The organism is Sorangium sp. So ce375, from assembly GCF_051473855.1.
GTDB lineage: Bacteria > Myxococcota_A > Polyangia > Polyangiales > Polyangiaceae > Sorangium.
Window position 1 is genome coordinate 4,943,267 of record NZ_CP150335.1, and the last position, 21,028, is coordinate 4,964,294.

The following is a 21,028-nucleotide window of genomic DNA, read 5'->3' on the forward strand; positions in this document are numbered from 1 at the left end:
GCCGGGAGCGGGCGCTCCAGGGCTGCGAGGCGCCGCGCGTGGGCGCGCGCCTCCTCCGGTCAAACCCCGGCGGATTCCTGCGGCTTCGGGTGCTGATCCCGCGATACGAACACCGCCGCCGCAAGGTCCCCCACCACGTTGATCACGGTCCGGCACATGTCGAGGAACCGATCCACCCCGAGGACCAAGCCGAGCCCCTCGGGCGGGATGCCGAGCATGCCCAGGATCATCGCGATGACGGGCAGCGATCCGGCTGGGATGCCCGCAGTGCCGATCCCGCCCAGCACCGAGATCAGCATCACCGTCGCCTGCTGCCCAAAGCTCAGCGAGACGCCGTAGACCTGCGCCAAGAAGAGCACGGTCACACCCTCGAACAGCGCCGTCCCGTTCTGGTTCATCGCGGCCCCGGCGGTCAGCACGAAGCGCGCGATGGACGGCGGCAGCTTCAGCTCCTCCTCGGCCACCTTCAGCGCGGTGGGCAGCGTCGCGTTCGACGACGCGGTCGAGAACGCCGTCACGATCGCCGTCCGGCTCCCGCGAAAGAACGCCGCCGGCGACATGCCGCCGAGGAAGCGGACCGAGAGCGAGTAGACGACGAACATGTGCAGGCCGAGCCCGAGCAGCACCGTGAGCACGTACGCCGCCAGCTGCTGCATGATGCCGATGCCCATGCGCGACGTGATCGTGAAGAGCAGCGCGCCCACGCCGATCGCCGCGAACCGGAGCACCCCCTCGATGAGCCGCATCGAGACGTCGAGCAGCCCCTGGATGCACTCGCGGAGCCGTGAGGCCGCCTCGGTCTGGGTGAGCGACAGGGCGATGCCGAAGAGCAGCGAGAACGTGATCACCGCGAGCACGTCGCCCCCTGCCGCCGCCTTGATGACGTTGTCCGGCACCATCGCGATGATCATCCCCACCGGCGAGGTGTCGACCGGAGCGGTCGCCGCCTTGATCCCCCCGCTGCGCGCGAGGCTCCGGACCGCCTCGGGCAGGCCATCGCCGGGGCGGATCAGGTTCACCAGGACGAGGCCTATCAGCACCGCGATGCTCGAGACGACGGCCGTGTAGCCCAGCGTCCGCAGGCCGAGCCGACCGACGTGCTTCAGATCGAGCTCGCAGACGCCCATGACGAGCGCCGAGAACAGGATCGGAAGCACGAGCATGAACAGCAGGCGCAGGAAGATCTGGCCCACCGGGTAGGTGATGTGATCGACGACCCACGTGAGCGCCGGGTGCCCTGCCGCGACAGCGTTCGCCGTGAGACCCCCCGCTGCCCCGACCGCGACGCCGAGCAGCATCGTTCGATGCGATGACATGACGCCACCTTACACAAGCCGCGGCGCCGTGATCCGCGGACTTGACGCGCCGCCCGCGGACCCTCCACGGCCACGGTGCGCGTGGCGGCCGCGGATCGACCGCCACGCGTGCCGTTCCCGGCCAAGGGTTGCCTGTCCAAGCCGGCGCGGATCCATTAGGCTCGCCGCCGGCCATGCTGAAGCCGGGCGATTCGTTCGAGCGGTACACGATCGAGGCCGCCATAGGGCAGGGGGGGATGGGCTGCGTCTACCGGGCGCACGACGCGCGGCTCGGGCGGCGCGTCGCGGTCAAGGTGATCGCGGGCGGCGCGGTGGACCAGGACGCCGGCGAGCGCCTGCTCCGCGAGGCGCGCGCCGCCGCGGCGCTCGACCACCCGAACGCGGTCTCGATCTTCGACGTCGGCGAGCTCGATGGGACGCCGTTCATCGTGATGGAGCTCGTGCCAGGCCGCACCCTGCGCAGCGCGATCGGCGGCGCGGACGCGCCGGCCTCGACGCGGGTGGCCTGGCTCGCCGACGTCGCCCGAGCGCTCGCGGCGGCGCACCGGCGGGGGCTCGTCCACCGGGACATCAAGCCGGAGAACGTGATGGTCCGGGACGACGGCGTGATCAAGGTGCTCGACTTCGGCATCGCGCGCCGCGCCGCCGGCGACGCCGATCCGAACGCGTCCACCGAGGCGCCCGCGCTGCCGACGCTGACCGCCCTCGGCGTCAAGCTCGGGACGCCGGTCTACATGGCCCCGGAGCAGATCCGCGGCGCCGAGCTCGACGGGCGCGCGGATCAGTTCGCGTGGGGCGTGCTGGCCTTCGAGCTCCTCACCGGCAGGCTGCCCTGGCGCGGGGCCGGCGACATGCTCGCCGTCGTCGCCTCGATCCTCACCGACGAGGCCGACCGCGCCCTGCTCGACGCCGCCTCCGTTCCGCCCGCGGTGGGCGCGGTCGTGCTGCGCGCCCTGTCGAAGCGCCCCGAGGACCGGTTCGCGTCGATGGACGAGCTCGTGCGCGCGCTCGATGCGGCCGGGAAGGGCGAGGCTTCCGCCGCCGCTGCGTCCGCGCCGCCCGCGCGGGCGCCCGGCGGGGGCGAGGCGCCTCGCGGCGGCGAGACCGCGGCGCAGCGGTTCTCGACCGAGGAGATCCGCGACGTCCTCGCGCAGGCGATCGAGCGCCAGGCCTCCGCCGATGGAGGCGAGGCGCGCGCCCCGCGGGGCGACGCGCGCCTCGGCTTCGACGACCTGCTCGCCGCGGCAGAGGAGGTGGGCGTGGCCCCCGAGGCGCTGCGCGAGGCGAGCCGCGCGCTGCGCGCGCGCGACGCGGAGCGGAAGGCCGGCGCGGCGACCGCAGCCGAGCGCGCCGCGTGGCTCCGGCGCAAGCGCCGCGATTTCTACCGGCACCTCGGCGTCTACCTCATCGTCAACGCGGCGCTCCTCACGCTCGCCTTCCTGTTCGGCGTCGTGCTCTGGGCGTCGATCATCCCGCTGGGCTGGGCGATCGGCGTCGCCATCCACGCGCTGGTCGCGTTCACCGCGCACGAGGACGACTGGGCGGAGGAGGCCGAGCGCATGCGGTGGTGGCACGAGCACCATCGCCGCAGGCACGAGGTGGCCATGGCGAGGGCGATCGGCAAGGACCGGCGCCCTGCGGCGGCCCTGCGCCAGCGCATCGACGAGGCGGAGGGGGATCGGCGGGGCAGGCTGCGGGTCGAGGCGGACACCGCGCGCTCCAGAGCGGAGCAGGCGGAGCAGGCAGAAGACGAGGCTGCGGTCGCGGTGAGCAAGCCGCAGCGGCGGCGGCGCTGACGTGGGATCCGCGCCGCCCGCGGCCTGACGAGGAGACGGCCTCATGCGCTAAGCTCGCCGTCCTTCGGAGGCCCCATGTCCCAGCAGAACTTCATCGCCCGCTCGCTCGCGCCGCTCCAGGCGCTCCCGTCCTTCCTGCGCACGCGCGCGCAGACCGTGCTGTTCCAGCGCCTGGTGCCGTTCACGGGGACCGCCGGGATCCAGTTCGACGAGGTCAGCTCGGATCGGGTGGCGCTGCAGCTCGCCAACGGGCGCAGGGTGCGGAACCACATCGGCGGGGTGCACGCCGCCGCGGCGGGGCTCCTGGCCGAGACGGCGACCGGCTTCGTCGTCGCCGTCAACCTGCCGGACGACAAGCTGCCGCTCCTTCGCAGCATGAAGATCGACTACACCCGCCGCGCCCGAGGCAGGCTGCGCGCGGTCGCGACCCTCGCGCCCGAGCAGAGGCAGTCCCTCCTGGACCTGCCGAAAGGGGACGTGGCGGTCGCCGTCACGGTGACGGACGAGAGCGGCGAGTCGCCGATGGAGTGCGAGTTCGTCTGGGCCTGGGTGACCAAGGGGGTGTGACGCCGCCGCGGGCGTCGCGACGCCCCGGCGCAGGCCCCCAAGCCGCGCTCAGAGCGTCAGGATCTCGCAGCCGCCCCGGGTGACGAGCACGGTGTGCTCGAACTGCGCCGAGAGGCTGCCGTCCTCCGTGACGATGGTCCACCCGTCGTCGAGCGTGCGGATGCGGTGCGAGCCCAGGTTGACCATCGGCTCGATCGTGATGGCCATCCCGGCGCGGAGCCGCATGCCCGCCCCGCGCACGCCGGTGTGCGAGACGTGCGGCGGCAGGTGCATCCTCCGCCCGATGCCGTGCCCGCCGACCTCGCGGACGACGCCGCAGCCCTCCGCCCGCGCGATCTCCTCGATCGCCGCGCCGATATCCCCGAGCCGCGCCCCATCGCGCACGACCGCGATGCCCGCGTCCCGGCAGCGCCTGGCGACGTCCACCACGTGCAGCGCCTCGGCGCTCGGCTCCCCGATGAAGAACGTCGCGGAGGTGTCGCCATGATAGCCGTCGAGCTCCGTGGTCACGTCGACGTTGATGATGTCGCCCGGCAGGAGCACCTCGTCGCGCCGCGGGATCCCGTGGCACACGACGTGGTTCCGGCTCGTGCACACCGCCGCGGGGAAGCCCTTGTAGCCGAGCTGACTCGGACGGCCCCCGCGCTGCGCTGTGTCCTCGCGCACCCACTGGTCGATGTCCGCCGTCGTCACGAAAGGCCGAAGCCGCGCCCCGACCGCCGCCAGCGTCGCCGCCGCCGCGCGCCCTGCGCGCCGCATCGCCTCGCACGCGCGAGGCCGAAGGATGTCCACGTCCATGCGAGGCGTATGCGCGCGCGGCGTGCGGCCATCCAATACCGTTTTGATCTCGGGCCATCGCGCGCGGCTCCTCACGCGCGCGGCGTTCGGGCTAGAATCGACCGCGTGAGCCTCTCGCAGATCCGTTACTTCATCGCTGTCGCCGAGGAGGGCCACGTCGGCCGCGCCGCGCGCCGGCTCCACATCGCGCAGCCGCCCCTCAGCCGGCAGATCCGCGGCCTGGAGGACGAGCTCGGCGCGCGGCTGTTCGAGCGCACCGCGCGCGGCATGCGGCTCCTGCCGGCCGGCGCGGCGTTCCTCGACCACGCCCGCACCATCGTCGCGCAGGTCGACGCGGCCGTCGCCGATCTCCGCGGCTACGGCGCCGCGCCTCCCCCGGGCGATCTCGACGCCGGCCCCTGCCGGCGCGCCCACACCGAGTAGGCTGTCACGGGTGGAGGCAGGGGATCGGCATGGGCTACGAAGCTGAGCTCGCGCTGGCCGTCGATGCGGCGCGCCGCGCGGGCGCGCTCCTCCGCGCGGAGTTCCACCGCCCGGGCGGCCCCCGGGGCGCCGGCACGAGCGCCGACGTCGACGTGGAGGTCGAGCTCCTGCTGCGCGACGCGCTCACACGGGCAACCCCCTACGCGTTCCTCGGGGAGGAGACCGGCGCTCGGGACGGCGCGGACCCGTCGCACCGCTGGATCGTCGATCCGCACGACGGCACCGCGTCCTTCCTGCACGGCTACCGCGGCGCCTCGGTCTCCATCGGCCTCCTCCGCGAGGGCACCCCGGTGCTCGGCGTCGTCTTCGCGTACGCCTACCCCGACGACGACGGAGATCTCATCGCCTGGGCCGAGGGCGCCGGGCCGATCCGGCGCAACGGCGCCGCCGTCTCGTCGTCGCTCGCCGGCGGCGCGCTCGATCGCTACGCCGTCGTGCTGCTCTCGCAGTCGGCGGACTACCTCCCGGCCCGCAACGCCCGCTGCGTCGCCCCCGCGCGGTTCCTCGCCCTCCCGAGCCTCGCCTACCGGCTCGCCCTGGCCGCGGCCGGCGAGGGCGTCGCCGCGGTCTCGCTCAGCCGGCCCCGCAGCTGGGACTATGCGGCCGGGCACGCGCTCGTGCGCGCCGCGGGCGGCGAGCTCGTCGACGACGACGGCGCGCCCATCGCGTACACCGCGCAGGGCGAGGGCGAGGTCTGCCGCCTCTTCGGCGGCGCCCCCGCGGTCGTGCGCGAGCTCGTGCGCCGCCCGTGGAACGCCGTCATCCACGGCCGCATCCCGCCGCCGCAGGGCACGTACGGGCTCCTGCGCCCCTCGCGCAGCCTGCTCGTCGAGGGTGCTGGCGCGCTCGCGCGCGCCCAGGGCTGCCTGCTCGGCCAGCTCGCGGGCGACGCGCTCGGCGCGCTCGTCGAGTTCCGGACGGCGGAGCCGATCGCGCAGCTCTACCCCGGCGGCGTCCGTGACCTCGCCGACGGCGGCACGTGGGGCACGCTGGCCGGGCAGCCGACCGACGACTCCGAGATGGCGCTCATGCTGGCGCGCTCGATCGTCCGCAAGCGCGGCTTCGTCGCGGAGGCCGCGCTCGACGCCTACGTGCACTGGTACGGCTCCGGCCCGTTCGACATCGGCAACACCACGGCGGCCGCGCTCAGGGCCGCAGCGGGCGCGCCGCTGCCCGACGCGCGCCGCGAGCGCGCCCGCGCCGCCGCGAGCCTGACCAGCGAGGCGAACGGCTCGGTGATGCGCGCCGCGCCGCTCGGCGTCCTCGGCGCGGGCCGCCCGCGGGAGGCCGCGGCCTGGGCGCGCGAGGACAGCGCGCTCACGCACCCCCACCCGGTCTGCTGCGCCGCCTCCGCCGCGTTCGTCGCGGCGATCGCGGCGGCGGTGGGCGGCGCCGGCGTCGAGGGCGCGTGCGCCGCCGCGCTCGACGAGGCGGAGCGGAGCGGCGAGCGCGCGGTCGTCGCCGCGCTCACGGCCGCGCGCAGCGCCCCGCCGCCGAGCTTCTCGCACCAGGCCGGCTGGGTCCTCATCGCCCTGCAGAACGCCTTCTACCGGCTCCTCCACGCGCCTTCGGTCGAGCAGGGGCTCGTCGACACGGTGATGGCCGGCGGCGACACAGATACGAACGCCGCGATCGCCGGCGCGCTGCTCGGCGCGGCGCACGGCCGGGACGCCGTCCCCGACCGCTTCCGCCGCCTCGTGCTCAGCTGCCGCCCGCTCCCCGAGGCAGGGGCGAAGCACCGGCGGCCGCCCGAGCTCTGGCCGGTCGACGCGATGCTCCTGGCCGAGGCGCTCCTCGCCGCCGGCCAGCGCGCGCAGTCGGACGAGCGTGACTCATCGGAGTTCCTATGAGTCGCGAGGATAAAATAGAAGCAATTTCGAACACTTGCCGTTTATTTGTGAGCCTCTGCAGGAGGATGAGGAGCTCCCTGGCCGAGCCGCGCGCCCAGGCGCGCGGGGAGCGCGCTCCCGGATCCTCGCTCGATCGGCGGCCAGGGACGCCGCTCAGCCCCCCGTCGGGCGCTCCAGGTGCCCGCCGAACTTGTGCCGCATCGCCGAGAGGACCTTCTCCGCGAAGGTGTGATCGTGACGCGAGCGGAAGCGCGCGTAGAGCGCCGAGGACAGCACCTCTGCGGGGACGGCCTCCTCGATCGCCGCCATCACGGTCCACCGGCCCTCGCCGGAGTCCTGCACGAAGCCGCTGTACTCGGCGAGCTCCGGGCTCTCGGTGAGGGCGATCGCGGTGAGGTCGAGCAGCCACGACCCCACCACGCTGCCCCGACGCCAGACCTCGGCGATCTCGCCGAGGTCGAGCGCGTACCGGTGCTCCTCGGGCAGGTGCTCCTTCGCCGCGTTCTTGAGGATGTCGAACCCCTCGGCGTAGGCCTGCATGAGGCCGTACTCGATGCCGTTGTGGATCATCTTCACGAAGTGGCCGGCGCCGACCGGGCCGCAGTGCAGGTAGCCCTCCTCCGACGTGCTCTGCGCGGCGCCCTGGGCCTCCTCTCTGCCCGGCGTGCGCGGGATGTCCCCCGGCCCCGGCGCGAGCGTCCGCAGGATCGGCTGCACCAGGGCGAACGCCTCGGGGGCGCCGCCCACCATGAGGCAGTAGCCGCGGTCGATCCCCCACACGCCGCCGCTCGTCCCCACGTCCACGTAGCGGATGCCCTTCGGGGCGAGCGCTCTGGCGCGGCGGACGTCGTCCTTGAAGTAGGTGTTGCCCCCGTCGATGATCACGTCGCCCGCGCCGAGCTGCTCGCCGAGCTCCTCGACGACGCGCTCGGTCGGCGCGCCCGCGGGGAGCATGATCCAGACCACGCGCGGCGACGCGAGCTGCGCCACCGCGTCGCCCAGGGAGGACGCCATCGCCGCGCCCTCCTCGCCGAGCCGCTTCACGCTGTCCTGGTTCAGATCGAACGCGACGACCTCGTGGCCGCCGCGCATGAGCCGGCGCGCCATGTTGGCGCCCATCCTGCCGAGTCCGATCATCGCGAGCTTCATCCGTCACGCTCCTGTGTGGGATCGCGGGCGTATCACAGCGGGCGGCGCGCGGCGCGCGGTCGCCGCTCCGGTCCGGGGCGCTCCTCCGGCTCCGCCGGCTACCGGCGCGCCGGCTGCGCCGGCTGCCCGAGCGCGCCCACCGCGTATTCGAGCGCGCTCTTCAGCGTGCTGAACACCGGGATCCCGTCGAGGCGGCCGCCGGACTCCAGGATGCGGCCGATCATCGCCGTCGGCACGCCGGAGACGATGCACCGGCTGCCGAGCAGCCTCGTCGCCGCGAAGATCCGGAGGAGGTGATCGATGGTCGAGGCGTCGGTCGCCTGCGCGCCGGTGAGGTCCACGATCATGAAGCGGGCGCCGTACCGGACGACCGCGTCGAGCACCTCTTCCATCATGCGGGCCGCCCTCGCGCCGTCGATGGTGCCGATCACCGGCAGCGTGAGCACGCCGTCCCACACCTGGATGATCGGCGTCGACATCTCGAGCATCGCCTCGTGCGCTGCACGGACCCGGTCGAGCTGCAGGCGCAGCTCGATCTGGACCCGCTCGAGCTCGTCGTTCTGCTCGCGCAGCTGCGCGCTCGCGGCGGCGAGGTCGAGCGAGTTCTTCAGCGTCGTGTACGTGGCGCCGACGTAGAGCGCGTACGTCGTCGCGCTCGCCAGCGCCTTCCGGTCGATCTGGCGCTGGTCTTCCAGGGCGAAGAGCATCGTGCCGATGGTCTTCTTGTAGACCTGGATCGGCACGTGGAAGACGACGTCGGGGGCCTCCGCGAGGAGCCACGCGCGCGCGCGATCCGCCTCGCGCGCCTCGGTCCAGGGCCCCTTGAACCACGCGGGGCGCTGCGCCTCCAGCGCCGCGACCATCCACGCGTCGACGACGACGCCGCCGCCCTCGGGCGCCCCGTACTCGAAGTTCCCGTGCTCGTACCTCGCCGCGATCCGGGCGCCGCCGCCGTCGTTGGCGAGCACGATGCAGAGGCGCTGGGACGGGACGATCCAGCGCGCGCTCGCGCAGACCTCTTCCCACAGCGATCTCAGGTCCGGCTGGTTGGCGAGCTTGAGGAGGATCTCGTTCAGGACGCCGAGGACGATCCATCCGCCGCCGGCTTCGGGGGGCTGGCCAGGCTCTGGCGTCAACATCAGCGATCGGCGTCGAGCGGGCGGCCCGCGGCGTTGGCCCGTGGTTCGAGGATCCGCGAGGAGGTCGCTGTCATGACGCTCTCCCCGGATCGCTGCCGCGCGGAGCCCCGCGTCGTCGACGCGAGCGACGGGCTCGGGACCAGTTCGAATCTCGCCACGGTGAACACTCCTCGCGCTCAGCGCGCGGCCGCATCCTACCGCGCAATCCGCCCGTGGTGGAGGGGCTCTCTCCGTGGGGCGAGCCGGTGCCGCGTCGCACCTACCAGCGCCGACGTCGCACCTGCCAGCGCCGACGTCGCGGCGTCCCACCGCGTTGTTCTTTGCCGCTCCTTGCCTGCGTCGTCCCCGCGTGTGCGTTCGCGCCGCGGCGGCCCGCCCGGGAAGGTGCGCCGCCCCGGGCGGCGGCGGGGTGCCCGCCGCGGCCGGAGCCGCGGGGGAACGCGGTCGGCGCCGCTGCGTGCTACCGCTAGGACATGAAGATCAAGGCACGCGACGGCAAGGTCTACGAGGTCGCCTCCGCTCCGCCCGGCGGCAGCCACGAGGTGCGGCTCGACGGCAAGGTGGTCGGCTCGTTCGTGCTCCTGCCGGACGAGACGCAGGTCACGGTGAAGAGCAAGCCCGCCACCGAAGCGCTCCTCGTGGACATCGCCGATCGGTTCGTCGCCGAGGGCGGCGCCCCCATGGGGATCAGCTGAGCCGTTCACGGCGTGCTCGCGAGCCTCACCTCGCGAAGGACCTCTGCAGGGCTGAAGCAGGCGACCGCGGGCGACGCCCCTTTGACGCGCTCGCGGAGGCGCGCCGCGAGCGCCTCGGCGCGGGCCGCGTCGGGCGCGCTCGCGCCCAGCATGCGCTGCCCGCGATGGCTGTACTCGATGAAGCGGTATTTCGATCCGTCGGCCCACCCCGAGAGCGCGTCGCGGGTCGCGGGATAGTCGTAGTCCGCGGGCGCTGACTTGCTGACGGCGAAGAGGATCACGAACGGCGACGCGCAGCTCGAGGAGAGCGCGGCCGGCGGCGCGCTCGCGGCCCCGGCGTCCTGCGCCCCGCCGCTCGGCGCCGTCGGGGCGCCCGCGTCGGGGCCCCCCGCGCCCGTCTCCTCCGAGGGGAAGGAGAGCTTCCCTGGACGAGACGACAGGATCACGGAGCGCACGTTGGACGTCGATCCCGCGAGGTACACCACGTCGGCGCTCGCGGCGGCCATCCCTGTGGGCGAGAGCCCCTGGCCTTTGGGGAACGTCGCGCGCGTATAGGCTCCCTCCTTGTTCCGGCGGAACAGCTCCACCCCGTCGCCGTCACCGAGCAGGATCCAGAGCGAGCCATCGGCGGCGAGCGCGGCGTCCGTGACCGGCTTGTTCGATGGGAGCGAGAGCGGCACGGCGGTCGCGCCGGCCTCCGCCACATCGATGCGCGCGAGGGAACTCGTCGCCTCGAAGCGCGCGAGGACGTAGCGATCGCGCTCGGTCGCGAGCACCATGGCGCGGAGCAGCTTGCCGTCCCAGGGGGGCAGGGGGATCACGGTGGAGTCGGCGCGACCGGGCGCCCAGCGCTCGACCGCGAGCCGGTCGTTCTCGTCGCCATCGCGGCCGACCACGAGCACCTCGCCGTCGGGCAGGGCCGTCATCGCCTCGGCCTGGATGCGGACGGGGCGCTTCGCTCCCGCGGCCCTGCGCGGCAGCTCGGTCGCGCTCGGCTGGGCGAGCGAGAACTGGTCCCCCGACAGCACGAGCGTGCGGCCCTGCGTCCAGGCGGTGGCCTCGACAGGGAGCGGCACCTCGACGAACCGGTCGCCCTGCTTCCGGTAGAGCGCACTTCCGAAGTTGTTCAGGCGTGCCCCGTCCGAGAACAGCCCGCCCACGCGGATCCACACGTCGGAGGGCCATCGGCCGACGATGGACACGATGTCGACGTCCGAGGCCATGAAAGGCAGCTCCGACGTGGAGGCGCTGAGGCGCAGGCGATACGGTGGGATGCCGTCTTCCTCCGTCAGCTTGCCGTCCGCGAGCGCGTAGATCGTGGTGTCTTTGAACGTGACGAGCACGCGATCGCGCAGCGGGTGGAGATAGAACGGGCGGGGCACATCGGACGGCAGCTGATTCCAGGGCACGATCTCGGCGACCTCTCGGACGTCCTCGGCGACGACGTGCAGCGCGACGGTGGCGTCGGCGATGTGTGCGGGAGGCGGAGCGGCGACCGGGGCTGAGGCAGGCTGCGACGACGCCGGAGCGGACGCCGACGCGTTCGGCGCCGGGGACGGCTCGGCCGTCGGCGCTGGCGGGGCTGGATCGCGGCGCACCTCGCTGTCGCCCCGCTTGCACGCCGCGTGGGTGAGCGAGAGGAGGAGGAGCGGCAAGGCGAGCTTCTTCATGGGGGGTTCCTCGGCAAGCTACCTCGAACGAGCGAGACCTCGCTCTCGATGATCGCGTCTTCCTCGCGGCCGTCGCTCGCGTGCGCGACGCGCTGATAGACGACCTCGTATTGGATGGGGAGCCGCGCGGCTCCAGGGCCGAGCTCCAGCTCGACGACGACGGGCATCCCGGCGAGCGCGGGTGCGCCGGGGCGATCGTCGGACACCGTGGTGCGCGCGCGGGCGCCGAGCGGTCCGGGCGTCTCTGCGAAGCCGCGCGCGAGGAAGCGGCGCGCCGAGGCGATGACGGCGTAGTCGTCCCCGAGGACCTCGGCGCGCACCAGAAGCCGCCGGAAGAGGTCCCCGGTCGGGAAGGCATGGCCTACATGCGCGGTGCGGAGCGTGAGGCGCGCGGCGGTCGGCGAGGCGCGCTCGGCCTGCACGCGGAGCGCGCGCCGCGCGGCCTCGGGATCGCGCGACGACGCGAACGCGTGAGAGCGGTGGGCCGCGGGCCCGTCTCCGGCGAGCGGCATATGGCAGCGCGAGCAGGGCACATCGGCGTAGGCGGACGCGGCGTGTTCGGCCAGCGTGAGCTGCATCGGTTCTTGCGCGCGGCGTGCGGCGTGGTCCGGAAAGGCGAACTCGTGGCACCCTCCACACGCCGCGGCCGACGCGAAGCGCGGATCGCGCAGCACCGGGTGGGGAACAGACGCGGAAGCTGGGGAGGGGGAGCGCTGGTCTTCGCCGGCCTGTGCTGGAGCGGCGAGAGGAGCGCCGTCCACCACGTGGCAGGTGACGCACGCGACGCCGAGCTCAGCGCGCTCCGGCGGAGGAGGCCGTGAAGAGCGCGCCTCGGGCGCGTGACAGCCGCGGCAGAACGGCAGCGGCTCCTTCGCGAGCGCCGCCTGGAAGGGCGCGTCGACGTAGGCGCGCTGGTGCTTCGATCCGCGCCACTCGCGCGCGATCTCCGCGTGGCACCGCTCGCAACCGCGGTTCACGGCCACGGGATCGAGGCTCCGGGACGGCTCGGGTCCGGGCATGCGCGGCGCGGCGCCGCGGCTGCTCGTCATGCTCGGCGCGAGCGTCAGGGCGATGGCGAGGAGCAGCGCGGCGGCGAGCGTGGCCGGCGGGCGTCCCTCGCGGAGCATCGACCGCAACGTCTACAGCAGCCTCTTCGGCGCGGCGAGCGGAGTTGCGGACTTGCTTCTGCCCGCTGACCTCCAGGCGTTCACGCAATCCGGCGGGCGTCGTGGGCTCTCCAGCCCACCGCGACGTCGGCAAGCTCGCCGGAGCAGGATTTTGCCGCTTCGGCTGCATCTCGATCTCGTTGTCCCTGATCAACAGGATGCGGGGGATTGCTCAACGGCGCTGACGGTCCCTCCCTGCCTATCTCTTCTCATGACCCTATCTGGGTGAACACCGATATTCGCCCGATCGTAGCGTATACCCCAGCCGCCTGTCGCGCGCCAGCGTGTTGGCCGTGCCCGCCGCAAGAAATCGTCAATAATGCCCAGCGCCCAGCCGTTCACCACACGGCGCGTGCCCTGCTGTTCACTGCGCGCCGTGTACCTCGCCGTTCACTGCGCGCCGTGTACCTCGCCGTTCACTACGTGCCGTGTACCCCGCTGTTCACTGCGCGCCGTGTACCCCGCTGTTCACTGCGCGCCGTGTACCCCGCCGTTCACTACGTGCCGTGTACCCCGCTGTTCACTGTGCATCACGCATTACGCGTTACGCCTTACGCGACGCGCGCGAGAGAACGAGAGAAGAAGAGATGCACGCAAGCGCACCTGCGAACCAAAAACCTGTCAGGGTTATTGTTAGTTGTCTAAACTAAGAATATAAGAAACATCATGCGATACTTCCATACGAGCGCTGCTAGCGCTTGCCTCTCGCTCCTCGTGCTCGCTGGGGTCCCCGGGACGGCGTTCGGGGCACCGACCGCGATCACGTACACCATCAGCCACGCCGATTGCGCCGCCGGCGCGTTCTCCCTGTACATGAACGGGGTCCACCTCGACACGGTCGCGAGCACCAACGGCTGTGATTGCACCACAGCGACGCTCCAGAGGACGTTCACCGAGCCCGACGTCCTCGCCCTCTACAATCCCGCAGCGTGCAATGATCTCCAGGTCGAGGTCATCGGCGGTAGGTCGATGGTCGTCGGCTTCGCCCGCGTGCAGGTCGAGGCGACCGAAGGCTCGTCGCTCCTCTGCCTGTACGATGCCGTCTCCGGCCCGATCCCCTGCGCGGATCGCGACGTCTGCGACGGCTACCAGGTCGGGCTGTCATCGCTCACGAGCGACGACGGGGACGGCATCGCGCCGGGCTTGGGCGCGGGCTGCGACAACTGCGCCAACCGCGACAACCCGGACCAGGCCGACGCGGACGGCGACGGGATCGGCGACGCCTGCGATCCGTGCCCTCTCGGCGATGTCGACGGCGATACCGCCTGCGATGCGACCGACAACTGCGCCAGCGTCGCCAACCGGGACCAGACCGACAGCGACCTCGATGGCGTCGGCGACGCCTGCGACAACTGCCCCGCCGCGGCGAATCCAGACCAGCTCGACGGCGATGGAGACGGCGTCGGGGACGCATGCACAAACGTGTGCGTCACGCTGCAGCGAGACGCCTTCGGCGTGGTCGAGGACGCCGAGATCTGGGAGGCCTTCCCCGGCTACGGCGACGGCCACATCCCTTACATCTCCTCGGGCACCTCCAACGGCGCGAGCAAGCAGGCGCTCTACTGGTTCGGGCTCGACGGCATCCCCGCCGGGGCCACCGTCACATCGGCCGAGTTCGGCGTAGTCGCCTTCGGCTCGGGTGACGGGGCGGCCCGCGTTCACCGGATCACCGCGCCGTGGGGCGAAGACACCGTCACCTGGCAGAGCTTCGATGCAAGCTACGATAAGGCCGTCGCGGCGGAGCTCACCTACGTCGGTCCCTATGCCATGAGCGCCGATCTGACCACCCTCGTCCAGGCGTGGGTCGACGGCGCGATCCAGAACCACGGCTTCCTCATCGAAGAGGGCCCGAACGGGCACACGTCGTACCGCTCGAGTGATCACCCCCTCCAGAGCGACAGGCCCTGGCTAGAGGTCTGCTATCTCGCCCCCTGATCCACGCCGCGCGGCCGCTCCTCTGCCCCCTGGTCCACGCCGCGTGACCGCTCCTCCGCTCCGTCATTCGCCGGGTAGGGCCGCCCGAGCGCCGCGGGAGGCGTCGCGTCGAACGCGCGCAGGAGCGGGCGGCGCGCCGCGCCGGGCAGCAGCGCCGCGGCGCGCTCCAGCAGCCCGCTCGATGTGAGCCCCAGGACCGCGATCATCAGCGCGAACGGCGCCACGCTGAAGACCTGCGTCGGCACCGACGGGAGCGCGCTCTGGCCGAGGCTCGCCGCCGACGAGAGCACGCCGAAGAGGTACGCGCCGAGCGCCGCCCGCACCGGGTGGAAGCCGCCGAAGATCACGATCGCCAGCGCGATCCAGCCGTAACCCGCCGTGTGGCGGTGGCTCCAGCCCGCCTTGAAGTCGAGCGAGTACGCCGCGCCGGCGACGCCCACGAGCGCCCCTCCGACGAGCGTCGCCGCCGCGCGCACCCGCGTCACACGCACCCCGCGCGCGTGGGCCGCCGCGGGCTGCTCGCCCACCGCGCGGAGCACGAGCCCCGCGCGCGTGCGGTAAAGGAAGAGCCACATGCAGGCGACGAGGACGTAGCTGCCGTACACCACGGGATCGCTCCGGAACAGCAGCGGCCCCACGAGCGGCACGTCCCCCAGCACCGGGATCGACGCCGCCGGCACCGTCGGTCCGGGGACGCGCACGTACGGGCCGCCGAGCACCGAGGAGAGATCCGCGCAGAGCATCGCCAGGACGAAGCCGACCGCGATCTGCGAGCGGCCGAGGTAGATTCCGCCGATCGCGACGACGAGCGCGACGAGCGCCCCGGTCGCGGCCGCCGCGGCGAAGCCGACGAGGACGCTCCCGGTCGACAGCGCGGCCGCGAAGCCCACCATCGCCGAGAGCATCATCGCCCCCTCGGCCGAGAGGTTGATGACCCCGGCCCGCTCGGTCAGCGTCTCGCCGACCGCGGCGTAGACGAGCGGCGTCGACGCCGCGAGCGCGGTCGCGAGGAGCGAGAGGAGCTCTGCGCCGCCGTCGCTCATCAGGCCTCCTCCCCTCGGAGGCGTCCTTCCATCAGGCCCCTCCTTGTCGGACCGCCTCGCATCAGGCCTCCTCCCATTCAGGCCTCCTCCGGCCGACCGACGCCGCGCGCCGCCCGGGGGGACAGGAGCGCGAACAGGACGAGCACGCCCTGGAGCACACCCGAGAGCGAGGACTCCAGGCCGAGCGTCATCGGGAGCTCCAGGCTGCCGACGTTGAGCGCGCTGAAGAACAGGGCGATCGGCGCGACGAGCGCGGCGCGCCGGCCGGCGAGCATCACCACGAGCAGCGAGAGGAAGCCGAGGTTGCTCGAGACGCTCGGGATGAGCCGGTGGAACGTGCCGAGCACCTGCAGCGCGCCCGCGACGCCGGCGAGCGCGCCCGAGATCGCGAACGCGAGGAGCACCTGCCGCGCCGCACGCACGCCGAGCACCTCTGCGGCCGGCGGGCTCAACCCCACCGCGCGCAGCCGGAGCCCGAGGTGGGTCCGCCCGAGCACGACGGCGGTCCCGAGGAGCGAGGCGACCCCGAGCAGGAGCGCGACAGGGCTGAGGTCGGTGCCGCCCAGCGTGGAGAGCCGGAGCGCGACGTCGAGCGGCTCGGTGCCGGCCATGGACGCGACGCCGGGGCGCTTCCACGGGCCGAAGACGAGGTACAGGACCGCGCCCTGGGCCACGAAGTTCATGCCGAGGCCCGCGAAGATCTCGCTCACCCGGGCGCGCGTGTGCAGCGCGCCCGTGAGGGCGCCCCAGAGCACCCCGCCGAGGGCGCCCGCGCCGAGGCAGAGCGCGACCACGGCCCCCGCCGGGAGGTGCGGCCACAGGGCGCGCGCCGCGCCCGTCGCGCAGACGGCGCCGAGGACGAGCTGCCCCTCGACGCCGAGGTGGTACAGGCCGGCGCGAAACGTGAAGAGCAGGCCGCTGCCGCAGAGGAGCAGCGGCGCCAGCGTGGCGAGCACCCGCGCGGCGCGATCCGCAGAGCCGAACGCGCCCTGCCACAGGCCCGCGGCCACCGCCGCCGGCGACGCGCCCAGGAGCGCGCAGAGGCCCGCCACGAGCGTGAACGCCAGGGCGGCCGGCAGGAGGCGGACGAGGAGGGAGACGGCCCCGCGGCGCTCCGCCCGGCGCGCGGCGGGCCCCGATCCGTCGGCCGGCTCGGCGCTCATCTGTCGGACCTCGCGGGCGCTGCGGGTGATGGAGGTGCCGGAGGCGCCGAGGAAAGGGCGTCGTCGAGCTCGCCGCCGATCATCCGCCCGAGCCGGTCCAGCGTGAGATCGGCGACGCCGACGGGCGGCGAGACGCGTCCGCCGCTGAACACGAGGATGCGGTCGCTGTAGCGCATCAGCTCGTCGAGGTCGGACGACGCGAACAGGAGCGCCGCGCCGGCGCGGCACCGCGCGAGGAGCTGCTCCCAGACCCAGCGGGCCGACGCGATGTCGAGCCCGCGGGTCGGCTGCTCCAGGAGGAGCAGCGCGAGATCCGCGGGGAGGAGCGCGAGCTGGGTGCGCTGCTGGTTGCCGCCGGAGAGCTGCTCGACGGGGGTGTCGGGCAGCCCCCGGATCCGGAGCGCCTCGATCGCCCGCTCGGCGGCGCGGCGGATCGCCCGCGGGTGCAGGAAGGGCCCAGGCGTCGGCGCGCGCAGCGCGACGTGCTCCTCGATGGAGAGGCCCGCGATGAGGCCCTCCCGGCGGCGATCGGCGGGCAGGTAGCCCACGCCGGCGCGCAGGAAGGCCGGGTAGGGGCGGCCGGTCAGGTCGGCCCCGCCGACGACGACGCGCCCCCGCCGCGCCCGGAGCAACCCCGCGCAGGCGCGCAGCAGGAGGCGCTGGCCGCTCCCCTCGAGGCCCGCGAGCCCGACCACCTCGCCGCGGCAGACGGCCAGGCGAGCGATGCGCACGTCGAGCCGGTGATCGCCGAACGCGATGCCCTCGAGGGCGAGCGCCGTGCCGCCGCCCACCGCGGAGGGCCGCTCCTGAGGCGCCAGCGCCGCGCCGCCGCCCGCTTCGGGGGACCGCTCCCGAGGCGCCAGCGCCTCGCCGAACATCAGCGCGACGAGGCGATCGGCTCCGGCCGGCATCTCCGCCTCGCCCGCCACCTTGCCGTGCCGGAGCACCGTCACGCGATCGCAGAGCGCCTCGACGTCCGAGAGCTTGTGCGACACGAGGACGATCGCCTTGCCGTCCGCCTTGAGCCGCCGCAGCGCGGAGAACAGGGCCTCCTGCTGCGCCCCGGAGATCCCCGTCGTCGGCTCGTCCAGGAGGAGCGCTCGGACGCCCAGCGAGAGGAGCCGCAACAGCTCGATCTGCTGGCGCTCGCCGAGGGTGAGCCGGGCGACGTGCTCGTCCGGATCGACGGAGAAGCCGAAGCGCGCGGCGAGCGCGAGGAGCTCCTCGCGCGCCGCGCGCCGGGGGAGGAAGAGGCCCACGGCGCGGCCGCCGCCCGGGAGCGGCGAGCGCGCGCCGCCTCCCACGCCGGCCGCGCGGGGCCGGGCGACGAGGTAGCTCTCCAGGACGGTGAGCGGCGGGAAATCGAGCGGCTCCTGGTGGAGCACGCCGACGCCGGCGGCGAGGGCGTCCGCCGGGCTCGCGAGCGCCACCGGGCGGCCATCGAAGAGCAATCGGCCTGCGTCCGGGCGGAGGAGCCCGCCCAGGATGCGGAGGAGCGTGCTCTTGCCGGCGCCGTTCTCGCCGAGCAGCCCGTGGACGGCGCCGGCCCGGATCGTCAGCGACACGCCGTCGTTGGCCTTGACGGGGCCGAACCGCTTCGCGACGCGCTCGATCTCGATCTGCATGGATCACCGCCCCGAGGCGGCTACTTGCTCGGCCCGGTGATCCCCCGGACGAGCTGCGGCAGATACCAGATCTGCTGGGGGGTCGCGGCCTCGCCGTCCTTCAGGAACTCGGTGCCATCCTGGTACTTGAGCGGCCCCTTGAAGAGGTCGAGCCCGTTGGCGAGCTCGATGACGAACGCGCCCAGCGGCGCCTGCGCCTCTCCCAGCGCGGCGCCAGGCGCGAAGCCCACGACCGACGACTCGCCGTTCAGATCGCGGAAATCCGGCCCTTGCCAGACGAAGTCGCTCGCGTACTTGCCCGCGCGCGCCTTCTCGATGGCGTCGCGGTAGAGCGGCGCCCAGTTGTAGTAGGCGACGCCGAGGCAGGCCTCCGGCGCCAGGTCGCAGCCGGCCTTGTGGTCGTAATGGACGTACTTGACCTTCTTGCCGGCGCCGCTCGCCTTCTTGGCCTGCAGCGCGGCCTCGGGCGTGTCGAGGCCGGTCATCAGCACGTCGAAGCCGCTGCCGATGAAGTCGTCCGCCACCTTGGTGGGGTCGAGGGTGACGCCCGGGATGTTGAACCAGAAGCCGATCCACGTGACCTTGAACGTGAGATCCTCCGGCTTCTTCTTCTGGTACTTCTCCCAGCAGTACCGCGCGCCGAGGTACGTCGCGGTGACCAGCCGGCGGGTCTCGTCGTTCACGAGCGGGCCGACATACCCGATCTTGCCCGTCTCGGTGCCGAGCGCCGCGGCGCACCCGGCGATGTGCTGGGTCGTCTCGATACGCCCCATGATGTTGCCCAGGTTGGGCTGAGGCTTGTGGTTCTTGCCCTCCTTCCAGGCGTAATCGCCGGAGATATGGATGACCGTGATCTCCGGGTGCTTGCGCGCGGTCTCGAGGGCGTCGTCCTTGTAATCGTCGGAGTTGTACACGACGAACCGCGCGCCCCGGGAGATGAGGTCGTCCGCGACCTGGGAACCCTTCACGTTCGGGCGGTCGGACGGGTTGACCTTGTCGACATACTCAAAGCCGACCTCGGGCATCTTGGCGAGGACCGACCGGATGCCGTCGTAATGGGCCTGGTTCCACCCTTTATCGTTGTACGGACCCACAAGCACCATGCCGACCTTGTACGCCGCGGCTGGAGCGCCCGTCGGCGCTGCGGACGCAGCGCCGGTCGGCGCCGCGGCGCTGTGGCCGGCCGCCTTCTCCGAGGGCGGGCTCGTGCTCGTCGACGAGCTCTGGCACGCGCCGGCCAGCAGCGACAGCGCGATGGCGAGCCGGCGGGTAGCAGGGCGAGGGACCGAGGGGGCCGCGGGCGACTTCGACGGGCGATGTGTCACCGAGGCATCGTGAGCGGGATTGTCGCAGGGTGTCAAGAACCGCCGCGACGGACGACGCCGAGCGCAACGGCGCTGAGCGTCGTCCGTGTTTCACTGCGGTATCACGATCACATCTTCGCAGGTGAAGTCGACCCCGAGGGCCGCCTCGGGGTCCGCCTGGATCGTGGCGCACGTGCTGTCGCAGAGCACGATCTGGGTCGGGTTGGCGGCGCTGTCGTAACGCCAGGCGCCCTCGCTCGCGCACTCCTGGTCGTAGGACAGCGCCGTCGCGTTGCCGGAGCCGCTCTTGTACGTCACGCGGACCCGCTGCGCGTCGAAGGTCCGCCCGTCGGGAGCCGGCGGGATCTCGACCGTGCACGAGACGGACGCGCCGCGGATCGCGTCGATCGCCGCCTTGAAGGCGGCCGAGGTCGCCCCGGGATTGCCGGTGTCGATCAGATAGGCGTTCTCCGTCCCGCCCGCCTCGGCGATCTGGTGCAGGTTGTCGAGATCGTGCGGCGCGTCCTCGATCGGCGGGTTATCGACGCCGATGACGTACGTCGGGACGCCGTCCTCGAGCGCGCCGGCCGCGGCCTCCGCCACGCGATCGACGCTGTTGGCGCGAGAGCCGCAGCCCGCAGGATAACCGTCCGTGACGAGGACGATGGCATACCTGCCGGGCGTGGCCTGCCGCTGCGCCTCGATGAACGAGATCGTCCCCTGCATGACGTACAGCGTGGGCGTGCCGCCGCGCCAGTCGGCGCTTGTGGCCGGGGTGACGTCGTCGATAGCCGCCGCGAAGAGCGGAGAGGGCAGCGGCGTCATCGGGACCTCCGGTGTTTCGTAGGTCTCGGCCGAGCACTTCTCGTCGCGGTCCTCGTCGTCGCTCGGAAAGAACCTGAGCGACGCGTTGATGCCCTCGGACAGCGGATCATTGAAGAACTGCTTCGTCGCCGCGACGACGGGATCCCACTTGAGCGCCTTATCGTACCAGGGCTCGTCGCCCATGCCCATGCTACCGGACACGTCGAACGCGAAGGCCAGGTACACGGGCTGGAGATCGGCGCTGGCCGACTGGGTGGCGCACGCCCCGCCTTGGCCCGAGGAAGCGCCTTCGCCCGAGGAGGCGCCTTGGCCCGTGGAGCCGCCTGAGCCCGGACCGCCCGATCCGAAATCGCCGCTTGTGCTCTGGGCGCTCCCTTGGCCAGAGCCCCCGCTCCCCGGGCCGCTCTGCGAGCTTCCGTCGCCGTCGGTGACACCGCTGCCCCCACATCCAACGCCGATCGCACCCACTGTCAGCAACACAATGGCCATCGTGGGCAATCTCAT

The 21,028-nt window shown here is 73.0% G+C and carries 19 protein-coding genes; 7 read left to right on the top strand and 12 right to left on the bottom strand.

Going from position 1 to position 21,028, the window contains the following annotated elements:
• Positions 1-59: 59 nt before the first annotated feature.
• Positions 60-1,316, bottom strand: coding sequence for a dicarboxylate/amino acid:cation symporter (locus tag WME90_RS18335; protein ID WP_437282443.1), 1,257 nt, complete (start codon positions 1,314-1,316; stop codon positions 60-62).
• A gap of 173 nt (positions 1,317-1,489) precedes the next feature.
• Between WME90_RS18335 and WME90_RS18340 the strand changes: the two genes are divergently transcribed.
• Together WME90_RS18340 and WME90_RS18345 are read left to right on the top strand one after the other, a co-directional pair.
• The gene (locus WME90_RS18340) at positions 1,490-3,112 is read left to right on the top strand and encodes a protein kinase domain-containing protein (protein WP_437282444.1); all 1,623 of its coding nucleotides are present in this window, start codon (positions 1,490-1,492) and stop codon (positions 3,110-3,112) included.
• 75 nt (positions 3,113-3,187) lie between these two features.
• On the top strand, positions 3,188-3,679 hold the full coding sequence (locus WME90_RS18345; protein WP_437282445.1) for a hotdog fold domain-containing protein: 492 nt from the start codon (positions 3,188-3,190) through the stop codon (positions 3,677-3,679).
• Between the two features lie 48 nt (positions 3,680-3,727).
• On the opposite strand, the gene map is transcribed toward WME90_RS18345, so the two are convergent.
• The gene (gene map / locus WME90_RS18350) at positions 3,728-4,477 is read right to left on the bottom strand and encodes a type I methionyl aminopeptidase (RefSeq protein WP_437282446.1); all 750 of its coding nucleotides are present in this window, start codon (positions 4,475-4,477) and stop codon (positions 3,728-3,730) included.
• 105 nt (positions 4,478-4,582) lie between these two features.
• On the opposite strand from map, the gene WME90_RS18355 reads away from it, so the two are divergent.
• Together WME90_RS18355 and WME90_RS18360 are read left to right on the top strand one after the other, a co-directional pair.
• Positions 4,583-4,900 (top strand): LysR family transcriptional regulator, encoded by a 318-nt coding sequence (locus WME90_RS18355; protein ID WP_437282447.1) that lies wholly within the window; start codon positions 4,583-4,585, stop codon positions 4,898-4,900.
• Positions 4,901-4,929: 29 nt separating this feature from the next.
• Positions 4,930-6,810 carry an inositol monophosphatase family protein gene (locus WME90_RS18360; protein WP_437282448.1) on the top strand — a complete coding sequence of 627 codons (1,881 nt, stop codon included), beginning with the start codon at positions 4,930-4,932 and terminating at the stop codon, positions 6,808-6,810.
• Between the two features lie 153 nt (positions 6,811-6,963).
• Here the strand turns inward: WME90_RS18360 and gnd are convergent, their stop codons facing one another.
• The 3 genes from gnd to WME90_RS18375 form a co-directional block, all read right to left on the bottom strand.
• Positions 6,964-7,959: a phosphogluconate dehydrogenase (NAD(+)-dependent, decarboxylating) gene (gene gnd, locus WME90_RS18365; RefSeq protein WP_437282449.1), complete on the bottom strand. Its 996-nt coding sequence runs from the start codon at positions 7,957-7,959 to the stop codon at positions 6,964-6,966.
• Positions 7,960-8,057: 98 nt separating this feature from the next.
• Positions 8,058-9,098 (bottom strand): STAS domain-containing protein, encoded by a 1,041-nt coding sequence (locus tag WME90_RS18370; RefSeq protein ID WP_437282450.1) that lies wholly within the window; start codon positions 9,096-9,098, stop codon positions 8,058-8,060.
• Complete coding sequence (locus WME90_RS18375; protein WP_437282451.1) at positions 9,098-9,256, bottom strand: hypothetical protein; 159 nt, start codon at positions 9,254-9,256, stop codon at positions 9,098-9,100. The genes WME90_RS18370 and WME90_RS18375 overlap by 1 nt, the downstream gene beginning before the upstream one ends.
• Positions 9,257-9,571: 315 nt before the next feature.
• On the opposite strand from WME90_RS18375, the gene WME90_RS18380 reads away from it, so the two are divergent.
• A complete protein-coding gene (locus WME90_RS18380) occupies positions 9,572-9,793 on the top strand; it encodes a hypothetical protein (protein WP_437282452.1) in 222 nt (73 codons plus the stop codon).
• Between the two features lie 5 nt (positions 9,794-9,798).
• Here WME90_RS18380 and WME90_RS18385 read toward each other — a convergent pair whose 3' ends face one another.
• Positions 9,799-11,463 carry a hypothetical protein gene (locus WME90_RS18385; RefSeq protein ID WP_437282453.1) on the bottom strand — a complete coding sequence of 555 codons (1,665 nt, stop codon included), beginning with the start codon at positions 11,461-11,463 and terminating at the stop codon, positions 9,799-9,801.
• Positions 11,460-12,590 carry a multiheme c-type cytochrome gene (locus tag WME90_RS18390; protein WP_437282454.1) on the bottom strand — a complete coding sequence of 377 codons (1,131 nt, stop codon included), beginning with the start codon at positions 12,588-12,590 and terminating at the stop codon, positions 11,460-11,462. The genes WME90_RS18385 and WME90_RS18390 overlap by 4 nt, the downstream gene beginning before the upstream one ends.
• Positions 12,591-13,295: 705 nt before the next feature.
• Between WME90_RS18390 and WME90_RS18395 the strand changes: the two genes are divergently transcribed.
• Entirely contained in the window at positions 13,296-14,564 is a 1,269-nt protein-coding gene (locus tag WME90_RS18395; protein ID WP_437282455.1) for a DNRLRE domain-containing protein, read from the top strand.
• On the opposite strand, the gene WME90_RS18400 is transcribed toward WME90_RS18395, so the two are convergent.
• The 4 genes from WME90_RS18400 to WME90_RS18415 all read right to left on the bottom strand — a co-directional run bounded on the left by WME90_RS18400 (position 14,549) and on the right by WME90_RS18415 (position 19,498).
• Positions 14,549-15,607, bottom strand: a complete 1,059-nt coding sequence (locus WME90_RS18400; RefSeq protein ID WP_437282456.1) for an ABC transporter permease — start codon at positions 15,605-15,607, stop codon at positions 14,549-14,551. The genes WME90_RS18395 and WME90_RS18400 overlap by 16 nt on opposite strands.
• A gap of 77 nt (positions 15,608-15,684) precedes the next feature.
• A complete protein-coding gene (locus WME90_RS18405) occupies positions 15,685-16,770 on the bottom strand; it encodes an ABC transporter permease (protein WP_437282457.1) in 1,086 nt (361 codons plus the stop codon).
• Positions 16,767-18,395 carry an ABC transporter ATP-binding protein gene (locus WME90_RS18410; protein ID WP_437282458.1) on the bottom strand — a complete coding sequence of 543 codons (1,629 nt, stop codon included), beginning with the start codon at positions 18,393-18,395 and terminating at the stop codon, positions 16,767-16,769. The genes WME90_RS18405 and WME90_RS18410 overlap by 4 nt, the downstream gene beginning before the upstream one ends.
• 20 nt (positions 18,396-18,415) lie before the next feature.
• Entirely contained in the window at positions 18,416-19,498 is a 1,083-nt protein-coding gene (locus WME90_RS18415) for a BMP family lipoprotein (protein WP_437282459.1), read from the bottom strand.
• On the opposite strand from WME90_RS18415, the gene WME90_RS18420 reads away from it, so the two are divergent.
• Positions 19,497-19,733: a hypothetical protein gene (locus WME90_RS18420; RefSeq protein WP_437282460.1), complete on the top strand. Its 237-nt coding sequence runs from the start codon at positions 19,497-19,499 to the stop codon at positions 19,731-19,733. The genes WME90_RS18415 and WME90_RS18420 overlap by 2 nt on opposite strands.
• Positions 19,734-19,810: 77 nt before the next feature.
• On the opposite strand, the gene WME90_RS18425 is transcribed toward WME90_RS18420, so the two are convergent.
• Positions 19,811-21,028 carry a vWA domain-containing protein gene (locus WME90_RS18425; RefSeq protein WP_437282461.1) on the bottom strand — a complete coding sequence of 406 codons (1,218 nt, stop codon included), beginning with the start codon at positions 21,026-21,028 and terminating at the stop codon, positions 19,811-19,813.

What these genes read in the sequence shown, in the direction of transcription:
- WME90_RS18335 (WP_437282443.1), bottom strand. Translation starts at nt 1,316, where the DNA reads ATGTCATCGCATCGAACGATGCTGCTCGGCGTCGCGGTCGGGGCAGCG.
- WME90_RS18340 (WP_437282444.1), top strand. Translation starts at nt 1,490, where the DNA reads ATGCTGAAGCCGGGCGATTCGTTCGAGCGGTACACGATCGAGGCCGCC.
- WME90_RS18345 (WP_437282445.1), top strand. Translation starts at nt 3,188, where the DNA reads ATGTCCCAGCAGAACTTCATCGCCCGCTCGCTCGCGCCGCTCCAGGCG.
- map (WP_437282446.1), bottom strand. Translation starts at nt 4,477, where the DNA reads ATGGACGTGGACATCCTTCGGCCTCGCGCGTGCGAGGCGATGCGGCGC.
- WME90_RS18360 (WP_437282448.1), top strand. Translation starts at nt 4,930, where the DNA reads ATGGGCTACGAAGCTGAGCTCGCGCTGGCCGTCGATGCGGCGCGCCGC.
- gnd (WP_437282449.1), bottom strand. Translation starts at nt 7,959, where the DNA reads ATGAAGCTCGCGATGATCGGACTCGGCAGGATGGGCGCCAACATGGCG.
- WME90_RS18370 (WP_437282450.1), bottom strand. Translation starts at nt 9,098, where the DNA reads ATGTTGACGCCAGAGCCTGGCCAGCCCCCCGAAGCCGGCGGCGGATGG.
- WME90_RS18380 (WP_437282452.1), top strand. Translation starts at nt 9,572, where the DNA reads ATGAAGATCAAGGCACGCGACGGCAAGGTCTACGAGGTCGCCTCCGCT.
- WME90_RS18385 (WP_437282453.1), bottom strand. Translation starts at nt 11,463, where the DNA reads ATGAAGAAGCTCGCCTTGCCGCTCCTCCTCCTCTCGCTCACCCACGCG.
- WME90_RS18390 (WP_437282454.1), bottom strand. Translation starts at nt 12,590, where the DNA reads ATGCTCCGCGAGGGACGCCCGCCGGCCACGCTCGCCGCCGCGCTGCTC.
- WME90_RS18395 (WP_437282455.1), top strand. Translation starts at nt 13,296, where the DNA reads ATGCGATACTTCCATACGAGCGCTGCTAGCGCTTGCCTCTCGCTCCTC.
- WME90_RS18400 (WP_437282456.1), bottom strand. Translation starts at nt 15,607, where the DNA reads ATGAGCGACGGCGGCGCAGAGCTCCTCTCGCTCCTCGCGACCGCGCTC.
- WME90_RS18405 (WP_437282457.1), bottom strand. Translation starts at nt 16,770, where the DNA reads ATGAGCGCCGAGCCGGCCGACGGATCGGGGCCCGCCGCGCGCCGGGCG.
- WME90_RS18410 (WP_437282458.1), bottom strand. Translation starts at nt 18,395, where the DNA reads ATGCAGATCGAGATCGAGCGCGTCGCGAAGCGGTTCGGCCCCGTCAAG.
- WME90_RS18420 (WP_437282460.1), top strand. Translation starts at nt 19,497, where the DNA reads ATGCCGACCTTGTACGCCGCGGCTGGAGCGCCCGTCGGCGCTGCGGAC.
- WME90_RS18415 (WP_437282459.1), bottom strand. Translation starts at nt 19,498, where the DNA reads ATGGTGCTTGTGGGTCCGTACAACGATAAAGGGTGGAACCAGGCCCAT.
- WME90_RS18425 (WP_437282461.1), bottom strand. Translation starts at nt 21,028, where the DNA reads ATGAGATTGCCCACGATGGCCATTGTGTTGCTGACAGTGGGTGCGATC.